Raw genomic sequence first — 16,385 nt, forward strand, 5'->3', positions numbered from 1 at the left:
CCCCGGACGCACCCGCGTCCGGGGCCGTCGCACGTCGGCGGGGCTCCGGCGGGCGCCGGACGGTACTGGTTTCCGCCTGAGGGCGGCAGTGCGGCAAGATGGGTGTATCTGCCCACTCACTCTTTGCCGGACGGTTTCTCTTGGCTGAGTACATCTACACGATGCGCAAGACGCGCAAGGCGCACGGCGACAAGGTCATCCTCGATGACGTGACGCTGAGCTTCCTGCCGGGTGCGAAGATCGGTGTGGTCGGCCCGAACGGTGCCGGTAAGTCCACCGTTCTGAAGATCATGGCCGGCCTGGAGCAGCCGTCCAACGGCGACGCCTTCCTCTCCCCCGGCTACTCGGTCGGCATCCTCATGCAGGAGCCGAAGCTCGACGAGTCCAAGACCGTCCTGGAGAACGTCGAGGACGGCGTCGCGGAGATCAAGGGCAAGCTCGACCGGTTCAACGCCATCGCCGAGGAGATGGCCACGAACTACACGGACGAGCTCATGAACGAGATGGGCAAGCTCCAGGAGGACCTGGACCACGCCGAGGCGTGGGACCTCGACACCCAGCTGGAGCAGGCCATGGACGCCCTGGGCTGCCCGCCCGGCGACTGGCCGGTCAACAACCTCTCCGGTGGCGAGAAGCGCCGTGTGGCGCTCTGCAAGCTCCTCCTGGAGGCCCCCGACCTGCTGCTCCTCGACGAGCCCACCAACCACCTCGACGCCGAGTCGGTGAACTGGCTGGAGCAGCACCTCGCCAAGTACAAGGGCACCGTCGTGGCCATCACCCACGACCGGTACTTCCTCGACAACGTGGCCGAGTGGATCCTGGAGCTCGACCGCGGCCGTGCCATCCCGTACGAGGGCAACTACTCGACCTACCTCCAGAAGAAGGCCGAGCGCCTCAAGGTCGAGGGCAAGAAGGACGAGAAGCGCGCCAAGCGCCTCAAGGAAGAGCTCGAGTGGGTGCGGTCCAACGCCAAGGGGCGTCAGGCCAAGTCCAAGGCGCGTCTCGCGCGCTACGAGGAGATGGCCGCCGAGGCCGACAAGATGCGGAAGCTGGACTTCGAGGAGATCCAGATCCCGCCGGGCCCGCGCCTGGGCTCCGTCGTCGTCGAGGTCAACAACCTCTCGAAGGCCTTCGGCGAGAAGGTCCTCATCGACGACCTGTCCTTCACGCTGCCCCGTAACGGCATCGTCGGCATCATCGGCCCGAACGGCGCCGGCAAGACGACGCTCTTCAAGATGATCCAGGGCCTGGAGACCCCCGACGCCGGCGAGATCAAGATCGGTGAGACGGTCAAGATCTCCTACGTCGACCAGGGCCGCGCCAACATCGACCCCAAGAAGACGCTGTGGGCCGTCGTCTCCGACGAGCTGGACTACATCAACGTCGGCCAGGTCGAGATGCCGTCCCGCGCCTACGTCTCCGCGTTCGGCTTCAAGGGCCCGGACCAGCAGAAGCCGGCCGGCGTGCTCTCCGGCGGTGAGCGCAACCGCCTCAACCTCGCGCTCACCCTCAAGCAGGGCGGCAACCTGCTGCTCCTCGACGAGCCCACCAACGACCTCGACGTCGAGACCCTCTCCTCGCTGGAGAACGCGCTCCTCGACTTCCCCGGCTGCGCCGTGGTCGTCTCCCACGACCGCTGGTTCCTGGACCGGGTCGCCACGCACATCCTGGCGTACGAGGGCGACTCCAAGTGGTTCTGGTTCGAGGGCAACTTCGAGTCGTACGAGAAGAACAAGGTCGAGCGGCTCGGCCCGGACGCCACCCGTCCGCACCGCGCCACCCACAAGAAGCTCACCCGGGGCTGACCGGCCGTGGCGAGACACATCTACAGCTGCCCCCTCCGCTGGTCGGACATGGACGCCTTCGGGCACGTCAACAACGTGGTCTTCCTCCGCTACCTGGAGGAGGCCCGGATCGACTTCATGTTCCGGCTGGCGCCGGGGGACGGCAGTCCGTCCTTCTCCGGCGGGTCCGTCGTGGCCCGCCACGAGATCGACTACCTCCGCCCGCTGGTCCACCGGCACGAGCCGGTGACCATCGAGTCGTGGGTCACGAAGATCGGCGCGGCGTCGCTGACGATCGCGTACGAGATCAAGGACCCCGAGGTCACCTACGTACGGGCCTCGACGGTCGTCGTGCCCTTCGACCTGGAGGCGCAGCGACCGCGCCGCATCTCCGAGGAGGAGCGCAGCTTCCTCCAGGAGTACGTCGACGACGGGATGACGTCCGCCGCATGACCGTGCTCGCCCCGCTGCACTTCGCCGACCCCAGGGAGGCGGCGGCCCTCGCCGCCTTCCTGACCCGGCTGGTGCACTACGACCGCGCCGCCGCCGTCCGCCTCCAGGCCGGGGGCGGCGCGCTCGCCGTGTTCGGACGCCCGCCGTCCTTCGAGGTCCTCGCGATCCGCACGGCCCGGCTGGAGGACGCCGTCGACCTCGACGTCACGGTCTCCGCCGGCGAGCTGCTCGACGGCATCGAGGAGTCGGCCGGCAAGGCCGTCGTCCCCGGCGCCGTCACCGGCCCGCCGTGGGCCGGTGTCCTCCCGCCGCGCACCGGCTGGCGGCCCGTCGAGGGCCTGCCGGGCGCCGGGGAGCTGCGCGGCGCGGTCGCCGCCGCCGTCGCCGAGTTCCGCCGCCGGGACGCGGAGCTGCCCGAGGAGCGGCGCACCCGCGCCGAGCGCGACCGCGTCGGCCGGGAGATCTGGTCCCGCGTCCTCGGCGCCACCGGCCTGCCGCTGCGGGCCGTGCACGCCGCCCAGTCGCTGGGCTTCCTGCCGCCGGGCGACGTTCCGGTCGCGCTGATGGCCACCGGACCGTGGCTGCGGCTGCGCACCCCGTACGGCTCCGTCGCCCTGCGCACGGCCCCCGCCTCGCTCACCGTCACCCCGGCCACCTGAGCCCTGCCGGGCGGGGCCGTCACCTGATCCGGTCGGTGTCCTGAGTCCTGCCGGGCGGGGACGTCACCTGATCCGGTCGGTGTCCTGAGCCCTGCCGGGCGGGGACGTCACCTGATCCGGTCGGTGTCCTGAGTCCGGCCGGGCGGGGACGTCACCAGACCCGTTCGCCCGTCCCCTCCACCGCCAGCGCGGCCGCCGAGAGGCCGGCCGCGAGCAGGAGCAGGCCGACCGGGACGAAGAGGGCTCCCCGGGCGACGTTCTCGTCGGCCGGGACCGGGTCCATCCGCCGTGCCGGGTCGTAGGCGATCCTGAGCCGCTTCCCCGCCTCGCCGAGCTTCCGCTCCCAGGAGAACTCCTCCGGGTAGCCGCCCGGACAGTCCAGCGCGTGGTGGTACAGCCGTTTCGCCACCGGGGCGCCCTCGCCGAAGGTGGGATGGTCGGTGACCCGCACCTTCCCCACCACCATGCACTCCACCGTCGCCCCGCGCACCCGCGAGTCCCGGGCCTCGACCCACACCGCGCCCAGGCCCGCGAGCAGCAGCACCAGGGCCAGGACGCTGCCGCCCTCGCGGAAGAGCGCGTTGTGCGCCGCCACCGCGAGTCCGGCGAGGACGAGGCCGACGAGGACCGCGAGCGCGGTCGGGGTGCCCAGCGGGGACCGCAGCGACCAGCTCCCCCACAGGTGCAGCAGCGCGCCGGCGCCGAGCGGCACGGCCACCGCGCCCGCGTACGCGAGCAGGCGTCCCTTTCCCATCCCGACCACCCCCGGAGTGGGACGGGGCGGGGGCGGTGCCGGTTCCTCAGCGCTCCGCGTCGTCCGGCCACACCCCGATGTGGTCCTGTTCCAGCTCCAGCGCCACGCGGTGCTCCATGCCCAGCGCCTTGGTGTAGTCCGCCGGCAGCTGGAGCCGTCCCGCCCGGTCGAGCATCGCGTACTCCCGGGCCACCAGCGACTCCTGGCCCTCCGCGTCGACCTCGGTGCGGCGCAGCACCTCGGAGGAGGTCCGGCCGTCGCGGATCGCGACCGTGCGGCGCACCTCGGTGGCGACCGCCTGGTCGTGGGTGACGATGACGATCGTGGTGCCCAGCTCCTCGTTGGCCCGGCGGAAGGCGGCGAAGACCTGCTCGCCGGTGGCGGAGTCCAGCTCGCCGGTCGGCTCGTCGGCGAGGAGGACCTTCGGGTCGTTGGCGAGGGCGACGGCGATCGCGACCCGCTGCTGCTGGCCGCCGGAGAGCTGGTGGGGCCGCCGGTCGCGGCAGTGCGCGATGTCCATCATGGCGAGCAGCTCCTCGGCCCGCTCGGCCCGCTTCTTCCGGCTGCCCGCCAACTGCATCGGCAGGGCCACGTTCTGGGCGGCCGTCAGGTAGGGGAGGAGGTTGCGCGCGGTCTGCTGCCAGACGAAGCCGACGACCTCGCGGCGGTAGCGCAGCCGGTCCTTGCCGGTCATCGCGAGCAGGTCGCAGCCGGCCACCCGGGCGGCGCCGGCGGTGGGCACGTCCAGGCCGGCCAGGATGTTCATCAGGGTCGACTTGCCGGAGCCGGAGGCCCCGACGAGGGCCATCAGCTCGCCCTCCTTGACGAGCAGGTCGAGCCCCTGGAGCGCCTGCACCTCCACTCCGTCGGTGGTGAAGATCCGCACCAGGCGGTCGCAGGAGATCAGCGCGTCGTGGCCGTACGAGGGCCGGTCGCGATGGGCGTTGGCCCGCCTCTCCAGCTCCTCCAGGGTCGTGTTCGCGGTCGTCGTCATCGTGCGTCTCCTGCCCTGAGTTCCTTCACCGAGCTCTTCCGGCCCGTCCACCACGCCTGGAGGCCCGCCGCCGCCCCCGTCAGGAGGACCACGGCCACGGCCGGCACCACCAGCGACCACGGGTCGGCCCGCAGCGGTACGTCGGCCAGGCGCGCGCCGCCCTGCGCGGTGGCGAGCGCCAGCCGGTGCAGGTCGACGCCGGGCGCGAGCAGCGGCACCGTCGCCCAGCCGGCGAGCGCCCCGCCGAGTGCGGCGAAGACCGCCGGCGGCAGCGCCTCCAGGGCGAGCAGCCGGCGGCCCTGCCTGCGGGTCAGGCCCATGGTCCGCAGCCGGGACAGCAGCGTGGCCCGCTCGGGACCGCTCTGCGTCAGCGACAGCAGCACGGCGACCACCGCGTAGGCGGCGCCCGCTCCGATGGCCGCGGAGTAGAGCCCCTCGGCGCCGGACTGGAGCGGGGAGTCCACGTAGGTGCCGCGGGCCTCGGAGTTCAGGGTGACGGCGAAGTCCTTCGTCTTCGTCGCGACGGCCGCGCGCAGCGCGGCGCCGTCGGGCGCGCCGGTCACCAGCACGGCGGTCTCCCGCCGGTTGGTGATGTCGGCGGCGTTGAGCACGAGGAAGTCCTCGCCGCGCACGGCGGGGGTGGAGGCGCGTACCGCGACCACCCGCACGCGGAAGCTGCCGGCGGCCGAGATGAGGTCCATCGGCCGGTCGCCGAGGCGGGCGGCGACCTCCGGCGAGGCGAGCGCGGGCAGCACCCGCTCGGTGTCGCCGACCGCCTCGGGGCCGCCCTTCCCGGTCGAGGCGAGCAGCTCGGCCGGGAAGGCGCCGTTGTCGGTCCGCCGCGCGAGCCGGGCGTAGGCGGCCGGGTCGACGGCGACGAGCGGGGCGCTCATCGGCTGGTCGGTGGCGACCGGGGACGGCAGCGACACCCCGTACTCGATCTGTACGGGCTGCGCCTCCCGGACGCCCTTCGCGGCGCGCACCGCCTCGGTGAGTCCGGCCGGCAGCGGCAGGCCCTCGGTGCGGCCCTCGACGCGGGCGTCGGCGCCGGTGGAGAGCGTCGCGACCCGGTCGCGGGCCTCGGCGACCCCGGCGAGGACGGAGCCGCCGAAGGCGGCCGTGGTCAGCGCCAGGACGAGGGCGAGCAGGGGCAGCACTCCGGTGGCCGAGGACCGTCCGGCGCGGGCGATGGCCAGCGGGCCGACGACCCCGCGCATCCGGCGGGCCGGGCGGGCCAGCCAGCGCAGCGGCAGCGGCTGGATCCGTACGAGCACGAGGGCGGCGATCACGCCGACGAACACCGGGGCCGCGCTGACCAGATGGTCGCCGGTGTCCTCGGTGCCGCGCAGGCGCAGCGAGCCGATGGCGCCCGCGGCCAGGACGAGCAGGGTCAGTTCGGCGACGGTGCGGCGCCGGGACGGCTTGGCGTCCACCAGGTCCTCGCGGGCTCCGTGCAGCCGGGGCGCGCGGTGCCGCAGCACGGCCCGGACGGGCAGCATCAGGGCGGCGACCAGCGTCACCAGGGCGGCGCCGAGGACGGACGGGAGGAGCGGCGCGGAGCCGGTGAGGGAGGAGGTGCCGGGGGTGTCGGGGCCGCGGACCAGGGCCACGGCGGCGGCCAGCCCGAGCGCCGCGGCCGGGACGGTGACCGCGGCGGTCTCGCCGAGCAGCCGGAGGCCGATGCCGGGCAGGGAGGCGCCGCGGGCGCGCAGCAGGGTCAGCTCGCCGTCCCGGCGGCTGAGGAAGAGGCCGCCGGTCATGGCGACGACCACGGCCGCGACGGAGCCGATGCCGAAGACGGCGACGGCGACGACGGGGGAGATCGCGGCCTTCGTCGCCGCGTAGCCGGCGGAGAGTTCGTCGAGCCCGGTGGTGACCAGGCCGTTGGGGCCGGTGATCTTGCGGATCTCCGCCATGGCGGGGCCGCTGTGGAGCGAGTCGAGGGCGGCGGCGAGCGGTTCGGCGTCCCGCGCGGTCAGGTGGTCGTAGGCCGCCGGGTAGCGCCAGAAGACCTCCGGCTGGCCGATGGTGGTGAGGAGGGCGGCCCCCGACTCCGGGGCGAGCAGGAGGGCGGCCCGCCAGTAGTACGTGAGCTGCGTCGGGTCCGGCTTCAGCGCGAGCACCGGTGTCCCGAGGAGCGGTTCGACGGCCCAGTAGGGCCGCTGGGGGTCGGAGGGTTCCACGACGCCGGTCACGGTGATCGCGACGGGGTCGGCGCCGGTGCCGGGCACGTGCACGACGGAACCGGGCTTGAGCTTGAGGGCCTCGGCCGTCGCCGCCGTGACCGCGGCCTCCGGACGCTTCGCGTCGCCCGCCGGCATCCGGCCCTGGCGCAGCACCGCGTGCGCGGCGAGTTCCGAGGGCGAGGCGAGGGTGAACTCCGGCGGGGTGTTGTCGGGCTTGGGCAGCCACGGGTCGAGGCCCTGGACCGGGACCGTCGTGCGGACGCCGTGCACGGTCTGCGCCGGGTCGGTGCGCAGCGGCGCGGGCAGCAGTTCCCGCAGGTTCTCCCGGTCGCCCTGGAGGACGGCGGGGCCGATGGAGGCGCCCGGGTCGAGCGGGGCGGTGATCTCCAGCTGGGACTGGTGGGCGGCCGCGGTACGGATGCCGTGCCGCAGCCCCTTCGTCTCGTACGCGTCCATCACCCGCGGCAGCGCGGCGGCGAGCAGCGCGGTGACGAAGACGAGCAGGGCGAGTCCGGCCGCGGCGCCCGGGGAGGCGCGCAGCCGGGTCCGGACCCAGGGGGCGACGACCCGGGCCGTGCCCTTCTCGGCGGCGGTCGGCCGGTGGTCGGGGGACTCGCCTGCGGGCTGCATCGGGCGGGGCTCCTCGCGCGGGACGTCGGGCATCAGTTGTCTCCCTGGTGGCGCAGGGACACCGCCGGGTCGTTGCGGCGCAGGGCGATGCCCGCGACGACCGCGAGCGGCAGGGCGGCGACTCCGGCGAGGAGCAGGGCCACTTCGCCGAGGGGCAGTTCGACCAGGACGGGCGGCACGGGCCGGGTGGCCCGGCCGGTGAGCACCACGAGCGGGACGACGACCCGGGCCAGCAGGGTGCCGAGGGCGACGCCCACCAGCAGGCCCACCCCGATCAGGACGCCCTGTTCGGCGGCGAGGAGCCGGGCGAGCCGGCGGCGCGGTGCGCCGATGGCCTTCAGGATCGCGAACTCGGCGGCCCGCTCCCGTACCGAACCGGCCGAGCCGACCGCGAAGCCGACGGCGGCGAGCGCCGCGGCGGCGGCCGCCACCGCCATCAGGGCGGTGTTGGGGCCGGCGCCGAGCGGGTCGCCGAGCAGGTCGGCGGCGATCTCGTCGCGGACGACCAGCTCGCCGGGCGCGCCGTCGGACCGTTCGCGCAGCGTCTTCGCGACGGTGTCCGCGGCGCCCCGTTCGGGGGTGAGCCACCACTCGGTGGGCGCCACGGGGGCCGTCGGGTCGGTGGTGGCCAGGTAGCGGTTGACGGCGGTCAGGTCGACGAGCACCCCGCCGCCGTCCTCCGGCACGTGGCCGGCGGCCTCCGCGTCGGTGGCCCGGCCGGCGGTGCCGGTCGTCGGCAGGTCCTTCACGACCTTGCCGACGACGGCGTAGAGCCGCCGGCCGCCGAGGGACAGTTCCAGGTGGTCGCCGGGCTTCGCCTTGGACGCGGCCATGAAGGCCTCGGAGGCGATCGCCGGCAGCAGGTGGTCCTGCCGGCCCACGGGCGCGGTCAGCCGCACCGCGTAGTCCTCGGAGAGCGGGCCGCGGGGTTCGGAGAAGAAGCCCTTCAGCCCGTACGCGACGGAGTACGGGGCTCCCTGGCCGCCCGCCGCCGGGGCGCCGGCCCGGCCCTTCAGCTCCTCCGGGTCCTGGGGGGCGCCCCGCAGGGTCTGCTCGCGGGCCGTCTTCCAGCCGGCCAGGGTGCGGGCCGGGTCGGCGGGGCGCAGGGCGCCGTCCTTCCCGGTGGTGCCGAGCAGGTCGACGTGGAGGGTCTGGGCGCGTTCGTCGCCCTCGAAGAACTCGGCGGAGAGCTCGATGCCGGTGAGGACGAGGCCCGCGTCGGACCGGGTGCCGTTCGAGGTCAGCTTCGCGAGGTCGAGCGTCAGCCGGTGGGTGCGGCCGTCGGCGGGCAGCTGCCCCACGTGCTGGCGGTACGGCACCCCGTACGCGTCCTGCAGGACCAGCGTGACCCGCGCGTCGGAGGTGCCGCGCGGGGCCTGACCGCGCAGGCCGACGACGACCGAGCGGCTGTCCCGCGGCACCGCGAGGCCCGGCCGGGCGCCGCCCTCGGGGGAGAGCGGGGCGAGCAGTCCGGCGGCCGTCCCGCCCGCCAGGTCCTCGCGGACCAGCAGACCGCCGGAGAGGCGGTCGGTGGCGACGGCGAGGACCGTCGCGGTGCGGCCGGCCAGGTCCATGGTGGACCGGAAGACCGGCGCGACCTCGCGGACGCCCGGGACGGCGGCGAGCTGCGAGGTCCGGGCCGGGTCGCCGGGGCCGGCGCCGATCACCCGGAGCTCCGTGCCGGCCCGGAAGTCCGCCTGGTCGTGCTGCGACCGCTCCCACGAGCGGCTCTGCCCGATCGCCAGCATGCCCATCGCCACCGCCAGGACCAGCAGCAGCACCGGACCGGCGCCGCGGAGCGGGCGGCGGCTGAACTGCCAGCCGGCCAGCGCGGCCGACAGGCCCCGGCCGCCGGCGGCGCGCCGCTCCGCCAGCCTGGCGGCGGGCGGCAGCAGACGCAGCGTCAGGACGGTGCCGGCGAGCAGCGCGAGCGCGGGCGCCGCGACGAGCACCGGATCGATCGAGGAGGCGTCGGCGGCCGCCTCGGGCCGGCGCTGGAGCTGCCAGAGCGCGATGCCCGCGACGAGCAGCAGCCCGAGGTCCGCGCCCGCCCGCACCGGCCACGGCAGCGTGCCGCCGCGCGCCTTGCGCAGCGAGACGGCGTCGCCGTCGCGGGCGGCGAGCGCGGGGGCGACGACCGCCGCCGCGCAGGCGAGGGCGACGCCGGCGGCGACCAGCCAGACCGTGGGGGAGGGCGAGGTGTCGAGCCGGACCCCCAGCGAGGAGAGCGCCGACCGCTCGGCGAAGAGCCGGGTCAGCGGGCCGGCGAGCAGCGGGGCGACGACGGCGGCGGGCAGTGCGAGGAGCAGCGCCTCGGCGCCGGCGAGCCCGGCTATCCGGCGCCGGGAGCCGCCGCGGGCGCGCAGCAGCGCGGTCTCGCCGGAGCGTTCGGTGCTGAGCAGCCGGGCGACGAGCAGCAGCGCGTAGGCGGCGAGCATCACCAGCTGCACGGCGACGACGAGGAGGGTGGAGCGGGAGACGGCGAGGGCGCGTTCGGTCTGCGCGAGGACGGTCGGGAGGCCGGTGATCACGCTGATCGTGGTCCCGAAGGACTCGCCGTCGGCGAGGAGCGCCGCGGGCTCGCGGGTGGCCGCCGCGCGCAGCGACTCGATCCCGCCGGTGTCGAGGCGGGAGAAGTCGGCGGTGCCGAGCCAGGCGGTCTCGCCGAGGGCGAGGGCGCCGGAGGCGAGGACGGCGGGGTCGGCGAGCAGCGGTCCGTACGTGGTGAAGGAGACGGTGCGCACGCCGCGGCCGCCGGCCGGGTCGAGCAGCCAGTACGGGTCGGTGGTGTCGGCCGGTTCGTAGACGCCGGTGATCCGCGTCCGCACGCGCTTGTCGGTGAGCCGGTCGGTGAGTTCGAAGGTGACGCCCGGGCCGACGCCGAGCCGCTTCGCCGCCTCCGCGGGCAGCGCCGCCTCGACCACGCCGTCGGTGCGCGTGGCCGAGGGCCAGGCGCCGCGGTCCAGGACGAGCCGGGAGCGGTCGAGCGCCGCGAAGTGGGTCAGGTCGGGGTCGCCCTCGCGGGCCGCGGGCGGCTGGAGGGCGCGGGGCAGCGCGTACGGCCCCGAGCTCTCCAGGCGCTGTACGGTGACGGGCAGTCCGTCGAAGGTGCGCCGGGCGCTTCCGGTGACGGCCTCGTCGGCGGCGGCCCGCCGCTCGGCCGGGACCTGCCCGGAGACGAGCAGGGTCGCGGCGGAGGCCGAGCGGTCGCGCAGTCCGGCCTGGAGCGCGGCGTTCCCGATGGAGGACGAGAAGCCGGCGAGGGTCGCGAGCACCGTCGTGGTCAGGACGACGGCGAGCAGGGCCGCGCCGAGCAGTAGTCGGTGAGCCCTGACGCGCAGAAGTACGAACCCCGTCACCCATCCCCCTGGCCGCTCCACGCGTGTCCGCATACCGGCGAACGCTTGTCGAACTGTCGAAACGCTCCGGGAATGCTTTCATCGGCCACGGGCCGCTGGAAACCGCTTACGCACGGACCTTGATGGGATCGTGACCGTTATTCGGTCACGCGTCCCCGGAATGTGTTCATCCGGTGGCACGGAGTGGTCTGAACCTGCCGAGAAACGGACGTTCCTTTTGGGCGGGCGCCCGGATCAGCCGGGGGTGTTCACCATCGAGGCCGCGGCGTACGTCATGTACCGCCACAACTGGGCGTCGTGCTCCGGCGAGAGCTCCAGGCTGTCGATCGCGGCGCGCATGTGCCGGAGCCAGGCGTCGTGCGCGGCCTGGTCGACGGTGAAGGGGGCGTGCCGCATCCGCAGTCGCGGGTGGCCGCGGCGCTCGCCGTAGGTGCCGGGACCGCCCCAGTACTGCATCAGGAAGAGGGCGAAGCGCTCCTCCGCGGGGCCGAGGTCCTCCTCGGGGTACATCGGGCGGAGCAACGGGTCCCCGGCGACGCCCTCGTAGAAGCGCCGGACGAGACGGCGGAACGTCTCCTCGCCGCCGACCTGATCGTAGAAGCTCTGCTCGTTCACCGTTCCATCGTCTCAGACGGGGCGGCGGAGGACCGGAGGTCTAGGACCCCCGGCCCTCCGGGGCCTCAGCCGCGCCGGACGGTGATCGTCGTCCAGGCGCCGACGTGCACCCGGTCGCCGTCCTGGAGCTGGACCGGCACGTACGGCTGGATCGGCTCCTCGCCGCCGTTGACCGTGGTGCCGTTGGTGGAGTTCTGGTCCACCACCGCCCACGAGCCGTCGGGCTGCTGCACCAGCACGGCGTGCTGGTGCGAGACGCCCGGGTCCTCCGGCGGCACGGCCAGGTCGATGTCCGGGGCCTCGCCGGTCGAGTGCCGCCGCCGCCCGATGGACACCTGGTTGCCCTGGAGCGGCAGCTGCTTCGGCGGCGCGTACGCGGGCAGGTTGAGCCCCGACGCCTCCGGCCCGCTGCGGCGCATCATCGCCATGAAGTAGTCACGGTCGGGCCCGATGTGCGCCGTCCACCCCTGCGGGGCCCGCGGCTGCGGGGGCTGGGGGGCCTGCGGGGGCTGCGCCTGCGACGGCGGCGGGAGCACCCAGTCGTCGTCGGCACGCGGCGGCGCCGGCGGGGCCGGGGCCTGTGCCTGGGCGTACGACGGCGGCGCCTGGTGGTGCGTCGGCTCGGCGCCGAGCGGCTCGGCCGGCCGGTTCACCTGAGAGGGCCGCGAGTCGTGGTAGCCGAACGGATCCTGCGGGGCGGCCGTGCCGGGGCCCGCGCCGGGACCGGGCTGCGGCGCGACGGGCGCACCCGGCGGCGGGGACTGGAAGCCCGGAGGCAGGTTCAGCCCCGGCGGCGGCCCCGAGGGACGCGGCGCCTGCGGCGGGGGCGCCACCGGCGTGTACGAGGTCGCGGTGCCGGTCAGGAAGTTCCAGCGGCACTCCTCGCAGAACGGCGCCATGTGCTCCCGCGGCGTACGGCACTGCGGGCACAGCTCCGCCTGCGCGGTCGCGTTCGGATCCCCGCCGGCCCCGAACCCACCGCCCACCGGGGGAGCGGGCGGGCCACCGGGCCCCGGGAAGCCGGGCCCACCCGGACCGCCGGACGCGCCGGGCGCACCCGGGAACCCGGGAGCACCCGAACCGCCGGGCGCACCGGGAAACGGGGAACCGCCACCGGGACCGCCGGGGCCGGAAGACGCACCGGGACCGCCGGGGCCGGAAGGCGCACCGGGGAAGCCGGGGCCGCCCTGCGCACCGGGTCCGCCGGGGTAGCCGGGAGCACCGGGGCCGCCGGGCCCGCCCGGAGGGCCGGGGAAGCCGGGGCCGTCGGGGAAGCCGGGGCCGTCGGGCGTGCCGGGACGGCTGGGCGCACCGGGGCCACCGGGGCCACCCGGGCCACCGGAGAAGCCGGAGCCGCCGGGACCGCCGGGAGCGCCAGGGAAGCCGGGACCGCCGCCCGGGGCGCCGGGGTAGCCGGGACCGTCGGGCGTGCCCGGGCCGCCCGGAGCACCGGGGCCGCCCTGCGCGCCGGGTCCGCCGGGGTAGCCGGGAGCACCCGGGCCGCCGTGCCCGCCCGGAGCGCCCGGGAAGCCGGGGCCGGAGGGGGCGCCAGGGGCGCCGGGTCCGCCGGGGAAGTTGGGGCCGGAGGGGTAGCCGGGGCCGCCCGGGGCGCCGGGACCCCCCGGACCGTCGGAGAAGCCGGGGCCGCCGGGACCGCCAGGACCGCCGCCAGGGGCGCCGGGGTAGCCGGGTCCGCCGGGTGCGCCAGGCGCGCCGGGGTAGCCGGGGCCGGCGGGACCACCGGAGAAGCCGGACCCGCCGGGGCCGTCAGGGAAGCCGGGGCCGCCGGGGGGAGGGGACGGGTGGGGGTAGCCGTAGGCGGGCGGCGGGCCGGGGGGACCGGGGGGACCCGGAGGACCGGGGGGACCCGGAGGGCCCGGGGGCGGCGGGGGCGGCGGGGGTACGGCACCCGCCTGCGCACCCGCCCCGGCCATGCGATGGCCGCAGACCTCGCACCAGTCGTCGGAGACCGACTGGTGTCCGTTCGGGCAGGTCGGCATGTCGGTGCTTCCCCCTCTCGTCTTCCGGCCCGGGTGGGCCGGGCTACCTCTTGACGCGAACGGTCTTGGTGGAGCGCGTCTCGAGTGTCATCTCGTCCGCCTCCGCGACCTTCGCCTTCAACCGCACAGTACCCGCCGCCGCGTCGACCACGTCCACCACCTTCGAAAGGAGTTTCGCGGTATCCGCGTTGCCGGAAGCCGCCGCGAGCTGCACCGCGCGGCCCAGTTTCGCGGTCGCTCCGTCCCGATCGCCCGATTTGCGGGCGTCGAGTCCGGCCTGGATGGCGTCCGCGAGCTCCGCCTGGCCCGTGTAGTGCGCGACCTGCGGGTTGATGGCCGTGGTCATCGCCACGTCGTGCGTCCACACCGCCCGTACCAGTCCTTGGGACACGACCCGGGCGTCGCCGCCGGCCGGGTCGGGGACGATCAGGGAGGCCCGGGCGGCGAGCATCTCCTGTCCGACCGCGTTCGCCGGGACCCGCACGCGCACGTGGTAGTCGCGGGACTCGTCGCCCCACGATCCGGTCGGGTAGTCCCCGGCGCGCGGCCCCGCGTCGGCGCGCCGGCCGGTGAGGTCCGCGACCGACGGGGCGACCTGCTTGACGAAGACGAGCTCCGCGCCGACCGGCGTCCACAGCCGCAGCGCTACGTCGGCGACGCCCTTGCCCATGACGTTCTCCATCATGGCCGTGAAGTCGGCGGCGAGCCCGGCCGGATCGGCGACGATGTCGGCGGAGCCGAGCAGCGCCGAGGCGATGCCGGTGACCTCCTTGACCTCCCAGTCGGTGCCGACCCCCCGCGCGTCGCAGGTGAAGCGGCCCGCGCAGGCGTCGAGCGCGGCCCGCAGCGCCTCGGGCGTCTCGTGCTCGTTGCGCCCGTCGGTGAGCAGCACCGCGTGCCGGATGGCGAGGTCCTCCCCGCCGAGGAGCGCGTCGGCGAGCCGCAGCCAGGTGCCGATCGCGGTGCCGCCGTCGGCCGTGAGCCGGGCCAGGGACTCCTTGGCCTCCGCGCGGCTCCGGGCGCCGGCGACGGCGAGCCGCCCGTCGCCCGGGTAGACGGGGGTGGCGACGTGGTTGCCGGCGACGACGGCGAAGGAGGTGCCGTCGCGGAGGGTGTCGATCGCGGCGGCGGTCGCGGCCCGGGCGCCCTCCATCTTCGTCGGCGGGTAGTCCATCGACCCCGAGCAGTCGACCATGATCACCACGCCGGCGGGCCCGCCGGTCGTGACGCCCCGCGCGCCGCTGGTGCCGCCGCCGGTCGCGGTCACGGTGACGACGGCGTCGACGTCCCGCCCGCCGACCGGCAGGTACTCGTTCTGGTAGACGTCCACCGAGAACTGCGGCACGGACGGCTTGGCGAAGTTCGCCATCTGGTTTCGGCTCCTCGGCGGCGACGGGTACTGCGGTGGCGACGGGTACGGAGAGGGCGACGGTACTGCGGCGGTGGTGACGGTGCGGACGCGGCTGGTGACGGGGGGTCAGGAGGAGCCTGCCCCCGAGGGCGTCGGCGCGAACGGCGTCAGCGCGACCGTGATGTTGTCGTGTCCGCCGCCGTCGAGGGCGTGGCCGACGAGGACCCGCGCCGCGTGCAGCGGCCGGACCGCCGCGTCGGCGGGGACGGCCCGGGCCATCGCCTCGGCCGCCTCCGCGTAGTTCCACAGCCCGTCGGTGCAGACCACGACGACCCCGGGCCGGTCGGGCTTGAACGCGGCGGTGTGCGGCTCCAGTTCGTACGCGTCGGCGCCGAGCCAGCCCGTGATGGCGTGGGCGCGCTCGTCCGCGTACGCCTGCGCCTCGTTCATCAGGCCCGCCTTGACCATCTGCGCCGCCCACGAGTCGTCCTCGGTGAGCCGGGCGGACGGCGCGGTGCGGTCGTCGGGCACCCAGTAGGCCCGGCTGTCGCCGACCCAGCCGACGACGAGCAGTCCGTCGGTGACGACGGAACCGACGATGGTGCAGGCGGGGGAGTTGCCGCCGTGGGGGGAGTCGGGGCCCCCGCCGTCGGGGTCGGCCAGCGCGGTGACGGCCGCCGCGGCGGCGACGATCGCCTCGTGCATGGCCTGCTGCGGATGGGTGCCGCGGGGCAGGGCCTCGCGGAGCACGGCTCCGGCCGCGCGGGCCGCGGCGGCGGACGCCTCGTCGGGGCGGTGGGCGGAGGAGACGCCGTCGCAGACGATCGCGACGGTGGCCGGCCGGCCGTCGGGCAGACCGGTCTCGGCGATCGAGAACGAGTCCTCGTTGCGGTGGTGGCGCAGGCCCCGGTCGCTCACCGCGGCCACCGTGCCGAGTTCCCGCTCCATGTGGTCGCGCTCGCGGGGCTGGGCGTGCCCGCAGTTCTCGCAGTAGCCGTCCCCGTCGACCCGCCCGGCCCGGCAGGCCACGCAGATCCCCTCGGCCACGTCCCCGGAAGCGCCCGAGGCGTCCGAGGAGTCCGAAGCGCCCGAGGCGTCCGGAGCACCCGAGGCGTCCGGAGCGACGGCGGCCTCGGCAGCCGCGTCCGGGCGGCCGGCGGCCGCGCCCGGAGCGTCCGGGGCCGCGTCCGGCTCCACCCGCACCGCGGCCCGCGGATCCGGCGCGGCCAGCTCGAAGTCGCCTCCGCCCCGGACCGTCGCCCCGCTCGGCGGCGTCGTCGGCGGCGGCGGCGCCGCGGGGCCGTCCGTCCGGACCGGCACCGTCGGCAGGTCGCGCCCGCCCGAGTCGGTGCCGGGCAGCTCGCCCGGGTGCTGGGTCAGCGTCGACAGCGAGCCGGGGTCCCGGGGCGGGGCCTCGGGCCAGACGGGCGCGGCGATCGGCATGGTCGGCCGGTCCTGCCCGGCCGGCAGCTCCGCGGCGGCCGACAGGTCGTGGCCGCAGGCCCCGCAGAAGCGGTCCCTCGGGTCCACGGGCTCCGCGCACTCCGGGTCCGGGCAGACGGCGAGGCCGTGTGCCGGCGGCTGGGGCTTCTGGTCCATC

General features: G+C 75.8%; 10 protein-coding genes and 1 pseudogene. 3 read left to right on the forward strand and 8 right to left on the reverse strand.

Annotated features, from left to right (window positions below; translation table 11 throughout):
* The first annotated feature begins 140 nt into the window (after nucleotides 1-140).
* The 3 genes from ettA to ACFQ8C_RS17515 are packed head-to-tail and all read left to right on the forward strand — an operon-like array spanning nucleotide 141 to nucleotide 2,896.
* Nucleotides 141-1,805 carry an energy-dependent translational throttle protein EttA gene (gene ettA / locus ACFQ8C_RS17505; protein WP_079022001.1) on the forward strand — a complete coding sequence of 555 codons (1,665 nt, stop codon included), beginning with the start codon at nucleotides 141-143 and terminating at the stop codon, nucleotides 1,803-1,805.
* A 6-nt stretch (nucleotides 1,806-1,811) separates the two neighbouring features.
* Complete coding sequence (locus tag ACFQ8C_RS17510) at nucleotides 1,812-2,237, forward strand: thioesterase family protein (RefSeq protein WP_169084715.1); 426 nt, start codon at nucleotides 1,812-1,814, stop codon at nucleotides 2,235-2,237.
* Nucleotides 2,234-2,896, forward strand: a complete 663-nt coding sequence (locus ACFQ8C_RS17515) for a hypothetical protein (RefSeq protein ID WP_383457966.1) — start codon at nucleotides 2,234-2,236, stop codon at nucleotides 2,894-2,896. The genes ACFQ8C_RS17510 and ACFQ8C_RS17515 overlap by 4 nt, the downstream gene beginning before the upstream one ends.
* Before the next feature lie 151 nt (nucleotides 2,897-3,047).
* Here the strand turns inward: ACFQ8C_RS17515 and ACFQ8C_RS17520 are convergent, their stop codons facing one another.
* The 8 genes and pseudogenes from ACFQ8C_RS17520 to ACFQ8C_RS17555 all read right to left on the reverse strand — a co-directional run bounded on the left by ACFQ8C_RS17520 (nucleotide 3,048) and on the right by ACFQ8C_RS17555 (nucleotide 16,384).
* Nucleotides 3,048-3,650, reverse strand: coding sequence for a hypothetical protein (locus tag ACFQ8C_RS17520; RefSeq protein ID WP_383457968.1), 603 nt, complete (start codon nucleotides 3,648-3,650; stop codon nucleotides 3,048-3,050).
* Between the two features lie 46 nt (nucleotides 3,651-3,696).
* Nucleotides 3,697-4,644: an ABC transporter ATP-binding protein gene (locus ACFQ8C_RS17525; RefSeq protein WP_383457970.1), complete on the reverse strand. Its 948-nt coding sequence runs from the start codon at nucleotides 4,642-4,644 to the stop codon at nucleotides 3,697-3,699.
* The gene (locus tag ACFQ8C_RS17530; protein ID WP_383457973.1) at nucleotides 4,641-7,493 is read right to left on the reverse strand and encodes an FtsX-like permease family protein; all 2,853 of its coding nucleotides are present in this window, start codon (nucleotides 7,491-7,493) and stop codon (nucleotides 4,641-4,643) included. The genes ACFQ8C_RS17525 and ACFQ8C_RS17530 overlap by 4 nt, the downstream gene beginning before the upstream one ends.
* A complete protein-coding gene (locus ACFQ8C_RS17535; RefSeq protein ID WP_383457975.1) occupies nucleotides 7,493-10,819 on the reverse strand; it encodes an FtsX-like permease family protein in 3,327 nt (1,108 codons plus the stop codon). The genes ACFQ8C_RS17530 and ACFQ8C_RS17535 overlap by 1 nt, the downstream gene beginning before the upstream one ends.
* 234 nt (nucleotides 10,820-11,053) lie before the next feature.
* Nucleotides 11,054-11,434, reverse strand: a complete 381-nt coding sequence (locus ACFQ8C_RS17540; protein WP_383457978.1) for a globin — start codon at nucleotides 11,432-11,434, stop codon at nucleotides 11,054-11,056.
* Between the two features lie 65 nt (nucleotides 11,435-11,499).
* A pseudogene (locus ACFQ8C_RS17545) lies at nucleotides 11,500-12,369 on the reverse strand (FHA domain-containing protein); the annotation flags it as partial.
* Between the two features lie 1,108 nt (nucleotides 12,370-13,477).
* Entirely contained in the window at nucleotides 13,478-14,803 is a 1,326-nt protein-coding gene (locus tag ACFQ8C_RS17550) for a VWA domain-containing protein (protein ID WP_383457981.1), read from the reverse strand.
* 108 nt (nucleotides 14,804-14,911) lie between these two features.
* Nucleotides 14,912-16,384, reverse strand: coding sequence for a PP2C family serine/threonine-protein phosphatase (locus ACFQ8C_RS17555; protein WP_383457983.1), 1,473 nt, complete (start codon nucleotides 16,382-16,384; stop codon nucleotides 14,912-14,914).
* Between the last annotated feature and the right edge of the window lies 1 nt (nucleotide 16,385).

It is taken from the genome of Streptomyces sp. NPDC056503 (assembly GCF_042794995.1).
Classification (GTDB): domain Bacteria; phylum Actinomycetota; class Actinomycetes; order Streptomycetales; family Streptomycetaceae; genus Streptomyces.